This is a genomic window from Streptomyces sp. NPDC004647 (assembly GCF_040609575.1).
Taxonomy (GTDB): Bacteria; Actinomycetota; Actinomycetes; order Streptomycetales; family Streptomycetaceae; genus Streptomyces.
In genome coordinates, this window is sequence record NZ_JBEXKU010000006.1 from 51,959 (window position 1) to 68,221 (window position 16,263).

A 16,263-nucleotide genomic window follows, 5' to 3' on the forward strand; every position below is an offset into this window, starting at 1 on the left:
CATGCCACTCAAGGGCGAGTACGAGCCGAGCACGACGCAGTTGGTACGTGACCAGGTGGAGCTGTACGAAAGCTCCGGAGGTACGGAAGGAACGACGCTGAGCAGCCTGGTCGGTCCGGAACACCCGAAGCGGGACCTGCCTGTCATTATCTTGACCACCCTGGGCGCGCAGAGCGGCAAGATCCGCAAGACCCCGCTTATGCGGGTGGAGCACGACGGCTCCTACGCCGTGGTCGCCTCCTTGGGAGGAGCCCCCAAGCACCCGGTCTGGTACCACAACGTGGTGGCCGACCCCCGGGTGGAGCTTCAGGACGGCCCGATGCGCCGGGACATGCTGGCACGCGAGGTGACCGGGGACGAGAAGGCCGTGTGGTGGGCTCGAGCCGTCGAGGCGTACCCGGACTATGCCGAGTACCAGAAGAATACGGACCGTGAGATCCCGGTCTTCGTTCTGGAACCAACGGCCGAGGAGCACTGACGCGGCACAGCCGGTTCACATGCGCATAGGGGATATGGCGCCCGCAGTGCCAGGCCGGCCTACGCACACGGTCGACGGACGCCGGTAGGGGCGGGTGCCGTCTGCGGCGAGCAGGATCCGGATCCTGTAGTTGGTGAAGTTGCGAAAGCCGTGGGCGAGTCGGCGGGTCTTCTCAATGACGCCGTTCATGGCTTCGGTACCGCCGTTGGACATGCCTCCGGTGTCGAAGTAGGCAAGGATCTCAGTGCGCCACTGGCGTAGCGTCCGGCCGAGCCTGGCGACCTCGGGGATCGGGCAGGTGTGGAGTGACTCAAGGACCTTCTCGGCGGTCTTGCGGCCGGCGGCGGGGCCTTCTCTTGATTCTGTTGCTTGGTCGCTGCTGATCTTGGAAGGCCTCGCTGCGTCTCGCCCTCGCGCGACGCCGTGGACCCGGACACCGCGAGGCGGCTCACCCAGGCTCATCATGCGAGAGCCAAAAAATTCGGACGGCGATGTCGAAAACCCGTGGCTGGCTCCGTCCCCGCAGTGAACGCGACCACAATGGGTCGCACCAGCACCGAGGAGAAACACCATGGCCAAGTACTTGCTGCTCAAGCACTACCGCGGCGCCCCGGCATCGGTCAACGACGTGCCCATGGACCAGTGGACGCCGGAGGAGATCTCGGCCCACGTGCAGTACATGAACGACTTCGCGGCCCGGCTCGAGGGGACCGGCGAGTTCGTCGACAGTCAGGCGCTCGCCCCCGAGGGGACGTTCGTCCGGTACGACGGCGAGGGCCGCCCGCCGGTCACCGACGGCCCATTCGCCGAGACCAAGGACCTCATCGCCGGCTGGATGGTGATCGACGTCGACAGCTACGAGCGCGCCCTCGAGCTGGCCGGGGAGCTGTCGGCCGCCCCTGGGGCGGGCGGGGAGCCGATCCACGAGTGGCTCGAGCTGCGCCCGTTCCTGACCGCGCCGCCCACCATCACGGAGTGACCCCTGAGGTGAACGAATTCCTGCTCCGGAGCCTCACGCCGAGCGTGCTCGGGATCCTCGTCCGCCGCGGAGCCGACTTCGCGGCGGCCGAGGACGCCGTGCAGGACGCGCTGGTCGAGGCAGTCCGCATCTGGCCTGCCAACCCTTCCCCAAGCTCTTCGAGCAGGGGAGACCCCATGCGGGACCCGAAGGGCTGGCTGGTCACCGTGGCCTGGCGCAAGTTCCTCGACGCAACCCGCGCGGACGCCGCCCGCCGCCGGCGTGAGGACCTCGTCGACGAGGAACCGGCGCCCGGGCCCGCGCCCGCGGTGGACGACACACTCCAGCTCTACTTCCTGTGCGCCCACCCGTCGCTGACGCCGTCCTCCGCGGTCGCGCTCACGCTGCGCGCCGTCGGCGGGCTGACCACCCACCAGATCGCCCAGGCCTACCTGGTGCCCGAGGCGACCATGGCGCAGCGCATCAGCCGGGCCAAGCGCACCGTCTCCGGCGTTGGGGTATCCCCTGCTCGAGCGAAGCCGAGAGCTCGGGGAAGGTTCGACCAGCCCGGCGACGTCGCCACCGTGCTGCGCGTCCTCTACTTGGTCTTCAACGAGGGCTACTCCGGCGACGTCGACCTCGCCGCCGAGGCCATCCGGCTCACCCGGCAGCTCGCGGCCGCGATCGACCACCCCGAGGTGGCGGGGCTGCTCGCCCTCATGCTGCTCCACCACGCCCGGCGCGCCGCCCGGACCGCGCCCGACGGCAGCCTGGTGCCGCTCGCCGAGCAGGACCGCGGCCGGTGGGACACCGAGTCGATCGCCGAGGGCGTCGAGATCCTGCAGGCGGCCCTCGCCCGCGACCGGCTGGGCGAGTTCCAGGCCCAGGCCGCCATCGCGGCACTCCACGCTGACGCGCCCACCGCCGAGGAGACCGACTGGGTGCAGATCGTCGAGTGGTACGACGAGCTCGCGCGCCTGACCGACAGCCCGGTCGTCCGGCTCAACCGCGCGGTGGCCGTCGGCGAGGCCGACGGACCGCGCGCCGGCCTGGCGGCGCTCGCGGCGCTGAACGACTCCTCCCCAAGCTCTTCGAGCAGGGGATACCTCATCCCCCGCCACGCCGCGGTGGCGGCGTACCTCCACGAGCGCAACGGCGACCTGGCGACGGCGGCACGGCTGTACGCCGAAGCGGCCCAAAAGGCACCCAACCTCGCCGAGCGCGACCACCTGACGCGCCAGGCCGCCCGGCTCAACGCCCGCGGGTGTCGCTGACGGGTCGCGCCCGGATTTCCCGCAGCACTTGGCGCGGCCCCGTGGCCAGAGCGGTCGCCTCAAAGTGAGTAGGCGGGTCGAGACCAGCTGCGCGACGCGTTGCCGGCGGAGAAGCTCAGCGGCGACGACAGGCGCGCTGGAGGCGTGGTGTCTCAATAGACCCGCCCGCTGAAGTGCCCGGTGAAGGTGACCCATCTGCGACGGTTCGGCTGCCCGAAAAGCGGCTCACCCAGGCTCATCTACGAAGAGCCAGTGAGCGTTTTCCAACCTGCTTGGTGGGTGGGGCAGTTGCGGTGCGGACGTAGAGAAGCTCCTGGTAGACGGGTGGGTGTCGAATCCAAGCCGTCCTGCCAGGAGCTTGCGCGTGCTTGTCTACCCAGCCGGCGTCGATCTGTCCGGCTATGCCGGCGCAAGCCGACCATCACAGCAAATCCACGGACAGCTACCAGGAGGAGACCAGCACCAGACGCCCTCACCCGTTCGAGACCAGGGGGACAACGTTCACTTCTCACACACTGTGAACGGTAGAATCAACGCTCACGGCTGGTGGAAGAAGTACAGCGGGCCGGCCGCGCGTGCCAAGATCACCATCTGGCTGCAGGTCAAGGTCGGTGGCTCGTGGAGGACTCTCGATAAGGGAGTCAAGACCGTTCCGCCGGGCGGAAAAAGCAACAAGAGGGCCGTCGCCAACCGGAAGTGCACCCACCTCATCGCGAAGAACTGCTTCCGGTCGGTGGTCGATGCAGACATCGTCGGCCTTCCGGACGGTAACTCGAAGTTCGTCTCCAAGACGCAGACGCTGTACTGCGGCATCTAGCGCCCGGCCGTGCATGGGTGCCGGTCGAGTACAGAAAGGGCCTTCGCGTGTATTACGAGACACTTGTTGCCCTGCACGGGGTGCTCGACCGGTACCCATGGGCGGAGCACATCACGTGCGGGGACACGGGGAGTGAGATGTTCGACCTTGCCATGCGCAGGTCGGAAGCCTACGGCTGGTATTCAACCGGCGGATGGATCTACCAGTACGAAGGGTGGGGCGAGGCCCGAGTCGTCCAAGACCCGGGGCGCTGGGCCGATTGCCTGGCCGGTGCGGACTGGACGCAGGATGGGAGGGTCCGCGAGCTGGCGTGGATGTCGGCGGACATCCCGGTCGATGTCCGTGAGCCGCGTCTCCCGATCCTTCATGTGGCGCGCATCCTGTCAGATGCGGTGAACCGGATCGGGCGCGTTCGGTTCACCGGGCTGCATGCAGTCCTCCCGCTGCAGGAACTTGTCGGCGATGCCTCCGACGATCTAGAGGCGATGCGGAACTGGTTCGCTCTCACTGATCCGTCCGTGTCGGTTCCCGTGAGCGTCACCGTCGCTGCTGGGCCCGAAGTGTCCAGGAAAGAGACGGCTGTGTGCGGCGCTGTGAGGGAACGGCTCGGTGACGTCGCGGAAGTCGAAGTTGCTGCCGACGAACTCGACTTGTCCGGTATGGCGGACGTGCACGGCGAGCATGGCTACAACAAGGGCCGTGAGCGTGGTGTGATGCGGTTTGTGTGTCGTGCGCGTGAGTGGTCGCCGGATGTTGCGGTGTGGCTGGTCGAAGTGGTGGGTGATGCGTTGCGTGCGACCGAATGCGCGGAGCAGGTTGTGGTGACCGTCTCGCTAGCGTCCCCGCCCGCCGCCAACTAATGCGTGTTGCAGAAGGCCGCGAACAGGCAGGTTGGAGTGTGCGGCGGGGGCTTGCCGATCATGTGGCGACGGCCTGGACGGCGTGGTGGACCCTCGCCGCGCTGCCGCAGTCGCGCAATAGGATGAACGTGCAGGCCATCGCCGATCCTTCCGGGTCCCCTGCTGTGGGCCTCGCCAGCTCTGCCCGGGTCCGTCCACGACGTCCGTGCGGCCCGCGAACACGGCATCGTTGACGCTCTCGCCGAGGCCAACGCCGCCTGCTGGGCCGACAAGGGTTACCAGGGCGAAGGAGGCACCTTCCGCGTTCCCCACCGCGGCCGGCGGGAGACGCTGTCTGCAGGCCAGCAGGCCATTAACCAGTCTCACACAAAGATCCGGGCACTCGTCTAGCAAGCCGTCGCCACCCTGAAGTCCTGGCGACTCCTCCGCAAAGTCCGGTGCTCGACCACCCGAATTACGAGCCTCGTCCAAGCCGTCCTCAGCCTGCATCTGGCCAGCTCAGACTGAGGATGGAAAAGGCTCAGTGAACCCGACCAAGCCCTATTACTTCTTGGCCGTACGACGTCCGCGTGCCGCCGCTGGCGGGCGCCAGGTGCGTAGGTCGTCGTCGGTGAGGCCGTGCTCGCCCTGGACCATCTGCCGGTCGCCTCGGAAGAAGGCAGCCGGGGAGGCGCCGAAGGTGGAGTCGAACTCGTCGTGCCACTGGTCGAGCCAGGGCTGGAGTTCCAGCAGCCCCGCGAGGAACGGCGTCAACTCTTCCGAGGTCAGCGCCTCGTGGGAAGCGATGTAGGAGTCGATGGCGTATGCCTGCTCCCGGTGGTCCCAGCCGGCCCAACCGTACAGGTCGGGCGTGGCGACGTTGCTCTGCCCGTACGAGATGAACCGCTCCTTCGGTACGTCGAGCTTGCCCCGCGCACGCCAGTAGGAGGGGCGCAGGAAGTCGGCGGAGGTGTACTTCGGCGGTACGGGAATGGTGTCGCGGATCTTCCGCTTGGTCGGCTCGTCCGGAGCGGCGTCTTCCTTCCGCTGGAGGTCCCAGACGTGCTCCCAGTCCTCCCGCTTCTTCAGCCCGGAGGGCTTGTAGCGCAGGGCGGAGAGGAATGGCACGTGCTCGTCGGTCATCAACTCGGCGACGACGGCCGGGAGTTCCTTGCGGGGCGCGTAGATCTTGGTGACCGAGACGAAGTCGTCGTCGCGGGAGAGGGCGTCGGTTAAGCGGGAGAGGGTGGCGAGGGTGGGCATCCCGTTCTCGTCGAACCAGTGGTCCCGCTTCTCTATTCGGTCGAGCAGCCAGGACCGAAGGGCCTTCTCCTGAAGGGCGTCCCAGCCCTCGGTGGCCCACCGCCGCTTGTACTCGGGGCGCTCGATCATGCCGATGGCCCGGCTCGACTCTATGGCATCGATCCGCTTCTGAACGACCTCACGGTAGGCGGCGGGCCAGTGGGCGGGAATCTCGGTGATGGGCGTGGACCCGTGCCGCTTGAACCACTCGCCGCTGGCCTCGCCCGCAGCAACGCGGCGAGCGAGCACGATCTCGAAGGCGCGTACTCCGAGGGCGAGTTCGGGTATGTCGGGAGAGCTGGGGTCCTCGGAGACGCGGAGGTCTTCGGGGTGCAGTTTGTAGAGCGAATAGACCTGCCAGTCCAGCTCTTCCTGGAGGGCGATCATGCGGGCGCGGGTGGAGTGCCAGGTGGCGCGGGCTTCGCGGAGAGCGGGGGCCGTGGGGGTGTCGTTCGCGGCGAGGGCGGAGGGACTGGAGGCGTCGAGCCGCTGGGTGAGGGCGTCCAGGTGCGTTGCAAGATCGGTAGGGTAGATAGCGGGGAGAGGGAACTCAGCTAAGTTGGTGCCGTTGAACTGGTAGAAATCCTCGAATGGGATTGTCGACTGCCGTGCGCCCTTGACGTCTACAGTGCTCCCCTTGTTATGGCATCGCATTTTGAGCCAGAGTGCGACGGTGGAACTATTGAGCAATGCTGCGAGTCGAACATATTCTTCCTCGCTCGCCTCCTCGGCCAGTTTGATCAACGGCGCGGTCTGTTTGAAGACCCTTTCCCCGCGGTCAACCATGAAGTGGTTGTGCGTCGCCACTTCCGCGAACGTGATGGACCATGTATGTGACCTGAGATCCTTTGGGACCTGATGCCATTCCCACCAGGCGCGCGCGTCGCTGAAATAGGTTCCCCCAGTGAAGGTGGCACGGTTTCCTAGTTCTGTGCGAGATGGCCACAGCCAGTGGCTCAGTCGAGGGAAGGCTGTGAGCGGCTGGAGGTTGCGCTTGCCGTCGTAGGGATGGAAAGCTGCATCTCCGTCCAGGAAACCATAGTCGCGGATCTCATCACCCACAACCAGACGCTTAAAATAATGCTCTTCCGCGTTAACCCGATGGAAGACACGGGGGGCGGCAGTCATCGCATCGTCGGAACCCATGATTCCGTAGAAGCCGATACGTGCAATCTCGCGCTTCAAGAGCCCCTGCTTGGCCTCGCTGAGCTTTTCCACCAGTTCTAGACCGCCGTCTGCCAGCACCCACGGCTGCTGGCCGAAGTAGCGCTCGCGTCCGAGGTCATCGACCGAGACCCACTCACTTACGGATCCTGGTTCGTCAATCTGATCGACAATCGCCCTCCAGACCCTTCCGTCTTCACCCGTCTCAGGCGTAGTGGGCTCCCCCTGAACGCTGCGCACAGTACGAATCGTCTCGGAGCGGTCGCTCCCACCCCGCCGCTTGCCCACAAGAACGACCGTGGGTGTCCCGTGTCCAGGGATGTAGGCCCCTGAGGTGTCGATAACCTCAGTCAGCTCCACCTCGTGCCCGAAGTAGGTCTCAATCAGCTTGCTGCCGAACTCCCGCTTCATGAAGGAGTTCGCCGTGATCTGGCCGACCATTCCGTAGCCGCGCCCCTCGGAATCGTCGGCTTTGGCCAGCTCGAAGAACCGTTGTGCGAACGGCACCGACAGCGCGTACTTCCCGGCACACGCATCGTACAAATCCCGGTACAGCGCGTTGAGTCTCTTGTCTTTCACTGTGATGTACGGCGGATTGCCGACCACCACGTGGTAGCGCCCTTGGCACAGGATGTCCGGGTACTCGTGCACGTCCTCCGTCTCATACTTGAACTCCGCCAGTTCGTCCGCGCCTTCGGCGTCCGAGTCGTCGAACAGGTTCCCCTGCCGGTGCCGGTGCTTGATCAGCGAATCCCCCACAGCCAAGTGCATCGGCCACTCGTACTTACTCGCCTCAGCCATGTTCCGCATGCCACTCGCCGCCATAGCCGCTGCCAGCAGCCGGAACCGAGCAATAGCCACAGCAAAAGGATTCAGATCCACCCCGTGAACTGAATCCAGCGCGGCCCGCACCCGCTCGTGCAGGTCCTTGCCCCGCGGCCCATCCCCCCACAGCCGTACCAGCCGCCGGAACGCGCCGAGCACGAAGTGCCCCGACCCGCACGTAGGGTCGATCATCTTCAACCCCTCATACCCGAACTCCCGGACCGCCGGGTCCATCGCCCGGTCGAGGATGAACTCCTCCACGAATTCCGGAGTCTGGAGCAGTGCATACGTCTTCCGGGCCGCCTCGCTCAGGTCCTGGTACAGGTCGCCCAGGAACCGTGTGTCCCAGCCCTCCGTACCGTCCTCGTTCAGCTCGTCCGTGAAGTCATGGACCAGCGAGCCCGCCTCGTCTCGCCCCCGCCAGAAGTCGACCAGCTCCCGCGCCCCGTCGTGAGACAGCGGGATCTGGAACAGCGGATTGTGTTTCCGGTCGAACAGCAACCGGCCCGCCTGTCCGGCGCCCAGTTCCGCGAACGCCCGCTCCAGCCACCCCCGGTACGTCGGGTCGTCCGCCGTCGCGACGTACTCCTCGTACCGGGCGAGGGCCAGGTCCCGGCGGTCGTGCTCCGGGGCCGTCAGATACGGCTCCGGGATCAGCTGGTTGTCCTCGCAGAAACGGACGAAGACCGTCCCCAGTACCCACGCCACCGCGACCTGCGTGACCCGTTCGTCGAGCCACGCGTTCCACATCGCCGCCGTACGGCCCAGCTTCCGCGCCTGGTCGTACTCGGCGCGCAGCCGCGTGCCCACCTCCGCGACCGCCCTCACCTGCTTCGCCAAATCACTCTCGACCGCTTTGACCTGCTGCTTCAGGTCGTCCAACAGGGCTTTGCGGTCGATCACTTGGCGTCTCCCTCGGTTCTGGCCATGTCCTCAGTGCCCTTCGCGCGTGCCGCGCCTGGGGTGCCGCGCACCGCGCCCGCCCGGTGCGCGTTCTGCACCCACGAGTCCGGAAGTTCGATCCACTCGCCCAGGCCCGCCTGGTACGCCACCGCGACCTGCCCCAGCTTCGGTTCGCGTGCCGGGTCGCTCTGGGGGACCAGGAGCCACAGGCCCCGTCCGCCCTGCCGTGCCGCGTCCGCGAGCCGGTCCAGGACGCCCATCGCGTCGTACCGGGCGAAGACGGAAGCATCCGTCAGCAGCACCGGGGCCGAGCCGGCGGAACCCGTACCGCCGCCTCCTCCTAACAGCTCCCGCACCCGCGGCTCCACCGTCCCCCACGCCGTCCGCGCGTACTCCGCGAACTTCATCGCGCCACGGGATCCGGCCTCCGCCACGTCGGCCCTGAGCAGCGTCTCCCACGTCGGCTTCGTGCCCTGCGGGACCAGCGCGTGCATGGCCTGAAGGAAGAGCTCCGTCACGGACACCACGCGTGCGCCGATCCGGCCGTCCGTCGCGCCCAGCTCCTCCACGGCTTCCCGCGACAAGCCCTGACGTACCGTCAACACACGGTACCCGTCCCGCCGCGCCGACGCCGCGATCCGCTCCTCGGCGCGTACCGCCCCCGCCAGCATCGGATCGTCCGAGTAGCGCGTCACCGCGCCCACGTCCGTGGAGTGGCGCCAGGCGCCGGTCGTCAGATAGCTGGACGCGTTGTCCATCCGCGTCGGCAGATAGCGCGGCGTACTGGTGTCCTCGCGGGTCGAGAGGGTGAGGTCGAAGCCCGCGTCCCGCAGCGCCTTCGTCAGCGGGCCGGCCGTCGGCAGGTCGTGCGTGGCCCCGCCGGTCCCGCCCGGCACGACCAGCTCCGGGAACCGCGCCCGTACCCGCTCGTGCACGTCCTCACCGGTCAGCCCGGGCTGCCGCTCCTCGGGCACGCCCGGGATCAGGCGGACCAGGCCGGCCTGGGTGAGCCGCAGTGCGCGGACCAGATCCAGATCCCGTGGGTAGATCTCCAGGCGTGGCGTCGCCGCCGCGTTCACCGAGGCCGCGGCGGCCAGTTCGACCAGGCGCCGCTCGTCCCATTCCACCGCGCCCGGCGGAGGGGGCAGCGCGCCCAGCTTGCCGATCACCGTCGTCGCCGTCGGGAGCGTGTCCAGCTTCGCGAGCCGGTCGGCCGCGCTGCCCAGGCGCATCGCGTAGTGGAGGAGGCCGGGTGCCGTCGGGGTGTCCGGCGGGTCGCCGTCCGTCCCCTCGTCCTCGTCGGCCTCCCGTACGTCCAGGGCGAGCAGGCCCGCGCCGAGGGCCTCTTCCGTGGCCTTGCGGTTGGGCTGGTGCTGGAACTGGGCGTTCTCCGGTTCGAGTTGCTCCACCTCCACCACGGCTCGTACCGCCGCGAGCGCCAGCGCGCGGCGCTGTTCGCGCTCGGGCAGCTGTGTTCCGCGGCGTACGGCGAGCGCGTCGGCGATCTCGGCGGCGGAGGCGACGCGGCCCAGGCCCGCGAGCAGATCCATGATCTCTTCGCGTAGCACCTGCACGGCCGGGTGTTTCTTCCAGCGCTTGCGTTCTTCCTTGAGCATCTGCGGGATACGGCCCGCGGACAGCGCCAGGGCGTCGGCGACATCCTTCTGCTTCGGCCAGACACCGATGTCCGGAAGCACGCCGCGCTCGTCCGGCAGCCGCAGCAGCAGCCGGACCATGTCGACCTTGTTGCGGTTGGAACCGTTGTTGTTCAGCTCCGGGACCAGGATCGTGGCGAGCGTGTCGAGGCTGACCGAGCGCAGCGCGGTCTCCGAGAGGCCGTCGGCCCTGTCGCTCGTGGCGAGGGCGCCGAGCACGGCCGACTCGGTGGCGGTCAACTGCGCGAGCTCTTCCCTGGCCTCCGCCCGGCCACGTGGCGTCAGCGGCGACGCGGGGGCCTCGCGCAGCAGCTCGCCCCACTCGCGCTGGCGGCCCTGCACTTCGCTGCGGGTCTTGGCGCCCAGGCCCGGCGCGTTGACGAGCTTGCGGCGGCTGTAGTCGAGGAGGCCGCCGACCGTGGTGATGCCGAGGCCGTAGAGGAAGGACTCCGCGGCCGGGGTGAGGCCCGCGGCGGACAAGTGCGTATCGCGGGTGACGTCCTTGGCCAGCTGGTCGCGCTGCTGCTCGGCGGTGAGCGGCTCGGCGTCCGCGATGGCGGGGTGACCGGAGGGCGCGGTCCGGGCCGCCGGATCGGGGTGACGGGAGCGGTGACTGGACGGCACGGTCTGCGAGGCGTCCAGGAAGATCTTCTTCCAGGCGTCCCGCATCGGCTTCAGCTCGGGGAAGCGCCGGGCGGCATCGCGGTGCAGGGCCTTCTGGAAGAAGGCGACCAGGCCGTCCCGTACCGCCGGTTCGAAGGCGTCGGCGGCGATGGTCGGGTGGGGGAACTCCTTCTGGTCCGTCTGGCGGGGCAGGACCGAGCCGTCCCCCCACTTGGGCAGCTCGCCCGAGGCCATCTGATGGAGGGTGACGGCGACGGCGTACCGCTCGGCGTGCGAGTCGTAGGCGGTCCGGGTCAGGGTGCCGATGAACGGGTCGAGGTAGCCGTCCGTGCCTGCCTCGTAGTCCTTCGCCGGGTAGCCGGCGAGGGAGAAGTCGATGAGGACGAGCTCGCGGGTGCGGTTCGGGCGGATGCGGATGGCAATGTTGTCCGGCTTGATGTCCCGGTGCCAGACGCTCTCGCCCTCCAGGAAATCCACGGCGCCGAACAGGTAGTCGCCGTACGCCTCCAGCTGGTCGATCTGGAGGCGGCCGCCCTCGCGCAACTGGCGGGCGACCGTCTCCTCGCGGCGGCGGGTGCGTCCGCTGCCGGACTCGGCGCCCTCGCCCGTCTCCTCGCGCTCGTCGCCCACGTATTCCAGGGCGAGCAGCGTGCGGTCCGCGATGCGCAGGGGCTGCGGCTCGACGAGGCGGATGACGCGGGAGTCGGGGCGCAGCCGTCCCATCACCTCCGCTTCCCGGGCGAGGACGTCGCCCCGGCTGTCGGACAGCGCCACCTTGAGGACGGCCAGGGCGCGCGTCTTGCGTGCCTCGGCCTCGAGGTCGCGTACGAGGAAGGCGCGGCTGGTCGAGCCCGTGCCGAGGCGGCGGCGGACCTCCCAGCGGCCTCCGAGGACATCGCCCGCGACGGCGTCGAGGGGGTCCTTCTCGGGGGCCTCGGGGGTGGGTGCGGTGGCTGGGGCGGTGAGGGCGTCCTCGACCAGCTCCAGTATGTCCAGGAACGCGTCGACGGTGGAGAGGCGCTGTTCGGGGCGGTAGGCGGTGGCCATTTGCACCAACTCGTCGATGTCCTCGGACAGGCCGTCGACCAGGGAGCTGGGGCGCAGGCCCTCACCGGCCTCCAGGCGGGCGAGCAGCTCGGCCTGGCTTGCGGCCGGTGCCGTGCCGGTGACCAGGAGATAGGTGAGGACGCCGAGGCCGTACACGTCCAGGTACACCGGGTCGGCGTTGAGGGCCCTCAATTCGGGTGCGAGGTAGGCGTCGGAGGCCTCGGCCAGATGCGTCGTGGACAGCGCCGTCGGCGCGTGCCGGGTCGCGCCCGGTGCGGAGCCGACCGTGCCGCCGCGCTGCGTGGCGATCTGCCAGTCGGAGATCTGCAGATGAGGGGTGAGCCAGGCGGCCTCCTCGCCCACCGCCTGTCCCCGCCCGCCGCGGCTACGGGGCATGACGTGCACGGAGCGCGCGGCCAGCGACCGGTGGTATATGCGGCTGGAGTGGGCCGACCGCATCGTCTCGGCCAGCTGCCGTACGAGCGCCATACGGCCGAGGATGTCGAGCTTCGCTCCGTACTGGAGCAGATACTCGTCCAGGCGCAGGCTCTGGGGGTCGTAGTCGAAGATCAGGGCGGGGCCCGCCGAGTGGCCCGACGGGTTGTACTGCTTGAGCTGCACGACGCCCAGGTGCCGGAACCGCTGCAGGACCGCGGCCTCCCGCCGGGCGGCGTTCTCCACCGACCGCCGGAGGGTGGCGTCCGAGCCGCGCTCGCGCAGATAGATGCGGACGCGGGCCGACTCGGGCAGCTCGCTGTGCTGGGCCAGATAGTCGGCCCACGTCGGTCCGGAGTCGAAGGCCTTCCGCTCCAGCTGGTACGGGCCGACCTTGTACTCGGCGTCGCTGCGGCGGATACCCACCCGCTCCAGGGCGGTCCTGATCTCACGGGAGTCGACCGCGGTGATGCGCTGGCGCTCGTCACGCGGCGGCTGCTTCAGCATCGCGACCAGCTCGTCGACGGTGTACACGCCGTTCTGGTCATGGGACGGGAGCCGGATGCGCAGCGAGCCCTCGGTGAAGCAGACGGCCTCGCCGACCCACACGCGCCTGCCGTTCCGGCCGAGCAGCCCGGCCAGTTCCTTCGCCTTCTTGTCGACCAGGTGCAGGGGATTGCCGTGGGGGATGCGGCGGCCGGTGGGGGCGGTCTGCACCCAGGTGCCGTTCTCCCTGGTGAGGGAGCCGTGCCAGTTCTTCAGCTCGACCATGCACACGCCGCCCGGGGCGATGACGAGGAGGTCCACCTCGCGGACGTGGCCGCTGTTCGCGGTGAAAGTGAAGTTCGACCAGGCCCGCCACGGATCGGCGTCCGGCAGCTCCTTCCGGATGGACTCCAGGCCGCGGCGCTCATGGTCGAACCCGGACTCGGTGACGGTGGTCCACCGGCCTTCCCGCATGCGCTGCCCCGCTTCTCGATCCTTGTGCTGGATGGCCGCCCGCCCGCCGTCGCCCTTCGGCACTCGGACGGCGAAGTCCCGGTCAAAATCCTAACGGCGGTGCTGAGTAAGGGAGTTGGTCGTGACAAAAGAAGCACGCGGCTTGCCCCCCGCGACCTCTGTAGGTGAGGGCCTTCGGCACCGTGACGGTGGACAGCCGAGGCACCCGGTGCGGCTGGAGAGCGCGGGATGGGCACTCGGGCGGGGCACCCCGAGCCTCGGGACCGCGGGTTCCGGCCTCGACCACATCCTGAAGCTGAACGCCTACCTCAGCTCGTCCGGGCAACTCCCCGTCTACAACCGGGTGTACGAGACCGTGTTCGCCGGTCACCGACCGGGCGCGGACGACCGTGTGCGTAGGGCTCTGGGGTGTCTCGAGGGAGATCGACTGCTTGCCGTCGTCAGCGCGGAGCCCGGATCGTGACGAGCGCAGTGCACAGTGACGACCTGCCTGCCGCTCTTGCCGGGCTCCTCGAACGCGTTGCGGGCGTCGACTTTCCGACGCTCGGCCACTTCCTCGAGCATGGCTTTCTCGACAGGTCGATCCGTCAAGTCGGCCTGCCGCAGCGGATGATCGGCATCGCGGCCACGCTCGCGCTCGACGAGCCGGACGCCGGCTCGGTCAACCGGGCCATTGTGGAGCTGGGCCACTGCGAAGTGCTGGTCATCGACATGGGCAGCGACCACAGGCACGCGGCCGTCGGCGCGATCACCGCCGCCGCGCACACGCCCGCGGGGCGGCCGGCGTCCTCATCGACGGGGTGGTCACGGATGTCGGCGCGCTCAGAGATCCACGATCGGGAATCCCCGTGCACGCTCGGGGCACGAGCTGTCCGACGACCAAGAAGCCCCGCGCCACCGCCGGACGTCGTCAGGTCGCCGCGGGCCCGGCCGGGGGCGAGCAGGGTGACGCCGACTCCTTCGGCGTCACCGTCGTCCCGATGGAGTTCAGTCGCTCTCGCCCACCTCGGCCACCCGCCTGAGGTGCGCCGAGAGGTGCGGGGACGTGGGTCGGCCGACGGCCTCGAGGTCATGCTCGTACGAGAGGCCCCCGTCGCCGAGGGTGTAGCGCCGACGACCTGAGACGACCTCCTTGGCCAGGGGGGTCCGGGTCACCTCGTGCGTGGCCAGGTCGATGGTCGGCCCCGAGACCTGTCCGACGTAGATCTCGGAGATTCCGGTCGGGTGGTTGACCAGGGCCTCCAGGTACCCGTCGGGCGCCACCCTGAACCAGCCGCTCTCGCGGCCGGAGGGGCGTATCGGAGTGCCGTTTTCGTCGATCAGCCAGGCGCGCGCCTCATAGCGGAGGAACGGTCGTCCGTCATGCGAGAGGCTGATCTCCTGCTCGTACGCGAAGTCCTCGGTAAGGGTGGGATACCCGCCCTTACCCCGACCACGCCAGATCCCCAGGAACGGCTGTACGGGGAGAAGCCATGGATGCAGGGCCGGGCCCTCTTGCATGGTGTGGGTGTCGAGGTAAGGGGTGGTCATTCTGCACGCTCCATCACATGTTGATCATGTGCCCGGCGAGGCCGTGCACGGCTTCCTTGACCGCCTCGCCCAGTGTGGGGTGGGCGTGCACGTTCCGGGCGACCTCATGCACCGTCAGGTCAAATTGCTGAGCCAGCGTCAGCTCGGGCAGCAGCTCGGTCACCTCTGGGCCGATGAGGTGTGCGCCGAGGATTTCGCCGTGCCGCCTGTCACTGATCACCTTGACGAACCCGGCCGCCTCGCCGAGCCCATGGGCCTTGCCGTTCGCCATGAACGGGAACTTCACTGCCTGCACGTCGAAGCCCGCGTCGCGGGCCTGGGCCTCGGTGTATCCAAAGCTCGCGATTTGGGGCTGGCAGTACGTGGCCCGCGGGACCATCAGGAAGTCGATCTCCATGGTCTCAACTGCGCCGATGGTCTCGGCCGCGACGATTCCCATGGACTCCGCAGCGTGCGCGAGCATCAGTTTCCCCGTCACGTCACCGATCGCGAACAGGTGCGGCACACTCGTGCGTCCACGCCCGTCCACATCGATCGCGCCACGCTCGGTGAGCTGCACGCCCGTCGCCTCCAGGCCGTAGCCGGCGACCCGGGGAGTGAAGCCGATGGCCTGCAACACCTTCCCGGCCTCCAGAACCCGCTGTGCTCCGTCCCGGGTGACCGTCACTCGCACCGGGGCAGCCGGGTCGGAGTCGTCGATGGCGTCCACCCGGGCGGAGGTGAGCACCTCTATACCGAGCTTCCGGTAATTCTTGGCCAGTTCCTTGGAGACCTCGGTGTCCTCCATGGGCACGATCCGGTCGGCGAACTCGACCAGAGTCACCTTGACCCCGTAGTTGTGCAGCACGTAGGCGAACTCGACGCCGATGGCTCCGGCGCCCGCGATGACGATGCTCTCCGGGAGTTCCTCGGTGAGGATCTGCTCCTCGTAGGTGACGACCCGATCGCTCAGCTGTGTGCCCGGCAACAAGCGGGTGGTCGCGCCCGCGGCGATGATGCAGTGGCCGAAGGTGACCGTCTCGCTGCCGCCGGAGGTGAGAGAGACCTGCAGTGTGCGGTCATCGGTGAAGGTTCCGCGGCCGTCGTACTCGGTGATGCCGTTCTTGCGCATCAGGTAGTGGACTCCGGTGACTCTGCCCTCGGCGACCTTCCGGCTGCGCTTGTAGGCTGCGCCGTAGTCGACGCTGACCGGCCCGGACGTTTGGATGCCGAAGGTGGCGGCCTGTTGCGTCACGATGTGGGCGAGTTCCGCGTTGCGCAGGAGCGCCTTGGAGGGGATGCAGCCGACGTTCAGGCATACCCCGCCCCAGTACTTCTCCTCCACTACCGCGGTCTTCAGCCCCAGCTGTGCGCAGCGGACGGCCGCGGTGTAGCCACCCGGGCCGGCGCCCAGAATGACGACATCGAAGTGGTTGCTCATGGTCTCCTTCTTCCTCTTCCTTCCCGCCATTC

Annotated in this window: 11 protein-coding genes and 1 pseudogene; 7 read left to right on the forward strand and 5 right to left on the reverse strand. The window is 68.4% G+C overall.

What is annotated here, in order from left to right:
- The first annotated feature begins 1 nt into the window (after window position 1).
- The gene (locus ABZW18_RS04330; protein ID WP_356181883.1) at window positions 2-478 is read left to right on the forward strand and encodes a nitroreductase family deazaflavin-dependent oxidoreductase; all 477 of its coding nucleotides are present in this window, start codon (window positions 2-4) and stop codon (window positions 476-478) included.
- 15 nt (window positions 479-493) lie between these two features.
- Here the strand turns inward: ABZW18_RS04330 and ABZW18_RS04335 are convergent, their stop codons facing one another.
- Window positions 494-1,051 carry a transposase gene (locus ABZW18_RS04335; protein WP_356181886.1) on the reverse strand — a complete coding sequence of 186 codons (558 nt, stop codon included), beginning with the start codon at window positions 1,049-1,051 and terminating at the stop codon, window positions 494-496.
- On the opposite strand from ABZW18_RS04335, the gene ABZW18_RS04340 reads away from it, so the two are divergent.
- The 5 genes and pseudogenes from ABZW18_RS04340 to ABZW18_RS04360 form a co-directional block, all read left to right on the forward strand.
- Window positions 1,050-1,457, forward strand: coding sequence for a YciI family protein (locus ABZW18_RS04340; protein WP_356181888.1), 408 nt, complete (start codon window positions 1,050-1,052; stop codon window positions 1,455-1,457). The two genes, ABZW18_RS04335 and ABZW18_RS04340, sit on opposite strands and share 2 nt — an antisense overlap.
- Window positions 1,458-1,465: 8 nt before the next feature.
- On the forward strand, window positions 1,466-2,710 hold the full coding sequence (locus ABZW18_RS04345; RefSeq protein ID WP_356182022.1) for a DUF6596 domain-containing protein: 1,245 nt from the start codon (window positions 1,466-1,468) through the stop codon (window positions 2,708-2,710).
- Window positions 2,711-3,227: 517 nt separating this feature from the next.
- Complete coding sequence (locus ABZW18_RS04350) at window positions 3,228-3,527, forward strand: hypothetical protein (protein ID WP_356181890.1); 300 nt, start codon at window positions 3,228-3,230, stop codon at window positions 3,525-3,527.
- 17 nt (window positions 3,528-3,544) lie between these two features.
- Window positions 3,545-4,387, forward strand: a complete 843-nt coding sequence (locus ABZW18_RS04355; RefSeq protein WP_356181893.1) for a hypothetical protein — start codon at window positions 3,545-3,547, stop codon at window positions 4,385-4,387.
- 113 nt (window positions 4,388-4,500) lie between these two features.
- Window positions 4,501-4,894: pseudogene (locus ABZW18_RS04360) on the forward strand (transposase family protein); the annotation flags it as partial.
- A 36-nt stretch (window positions 4,895-4,930) separates the two neighbouring features.
- Here ABZW18_RS04360 and pglX read toward each other — a convergent pair.
- Both pglX and pglW read right to left on the reverse strand, forming a co-directional pair.
- Complete coding sequence (pglX, locus tag ABZW18_RS04365; RefSeq protein WP_356181896.1) at window positions 4,931-8,560, reverse strand: BREX-2 system adenine-specific DNA-methyltransferase PglX; 3,630 nt, start codon at window positions 8,558-8,560, stop codon at window positions 4,931-4,933.
- The gene (gene pglW, locus ABZW18_RS04370) at window positions 8,557-13,281 is read right to left on the reverse strand and encodes a BREX system serine/threonine kinase PglW (protein ID WP_356181898.1); all 4,725 of its coding nucleotides are present in this window, start codon (window positions 13,279-13,281) and stop codon (window positions 8,557-8,559) included. Before pglW ends, pglX begins: the two co-directional genes overlap by 4 nt.
- Before the next feature lie 121 nt (window positions 13,282-13,402).
- Here pglW and ABZW18_RS04375 point away from each other — a divergent pair, with 121 nt between their 5' ends.
- On the forward strand, window positions 13,403-13,744 hold the full coding sequence (locus ABZW18_RS04375; RefSeq protein ID WP_356181900.1) for a hypothetical protein: 342 nt from the start codon (window positions 13,403-13,405) through the stop codon (window positions 13,742-13,744).
- 524 nt (window positions 13,745-14,268) lie between these two features.
- Here ABZW18_RS04375 and ABZW18_RS04380 read toward each other — a convergent pair.
- The gene (locus ABZW18_RS04380; protein ID WP_356181903.1) at window positions 14,269-14,811 is read right to left on the reverse strand and encodes an FABP family protein; all 543 of its coding nucleotides are present in this window, start codon (window positions 14,809-14,811) and stop codon (window positions 14,269-14,271) included.
- 13 nt (window positions 14,812-14,824) lie between these two features.
- Complete coding sequence (lpdA, locus tag ABZW18_RS04385; protein ID WP_356181904.1) at window positions 14,825-16,231, reverse strand: dihydrolipoyl dehydrogenase; 1,407 nt, start codon at window positions 16,229-16,231, stop codon at window positions 14,825-14,827.
- Between the last annotated feature and the right edge of the window lie 32 nt (window positions 16,232-16,263).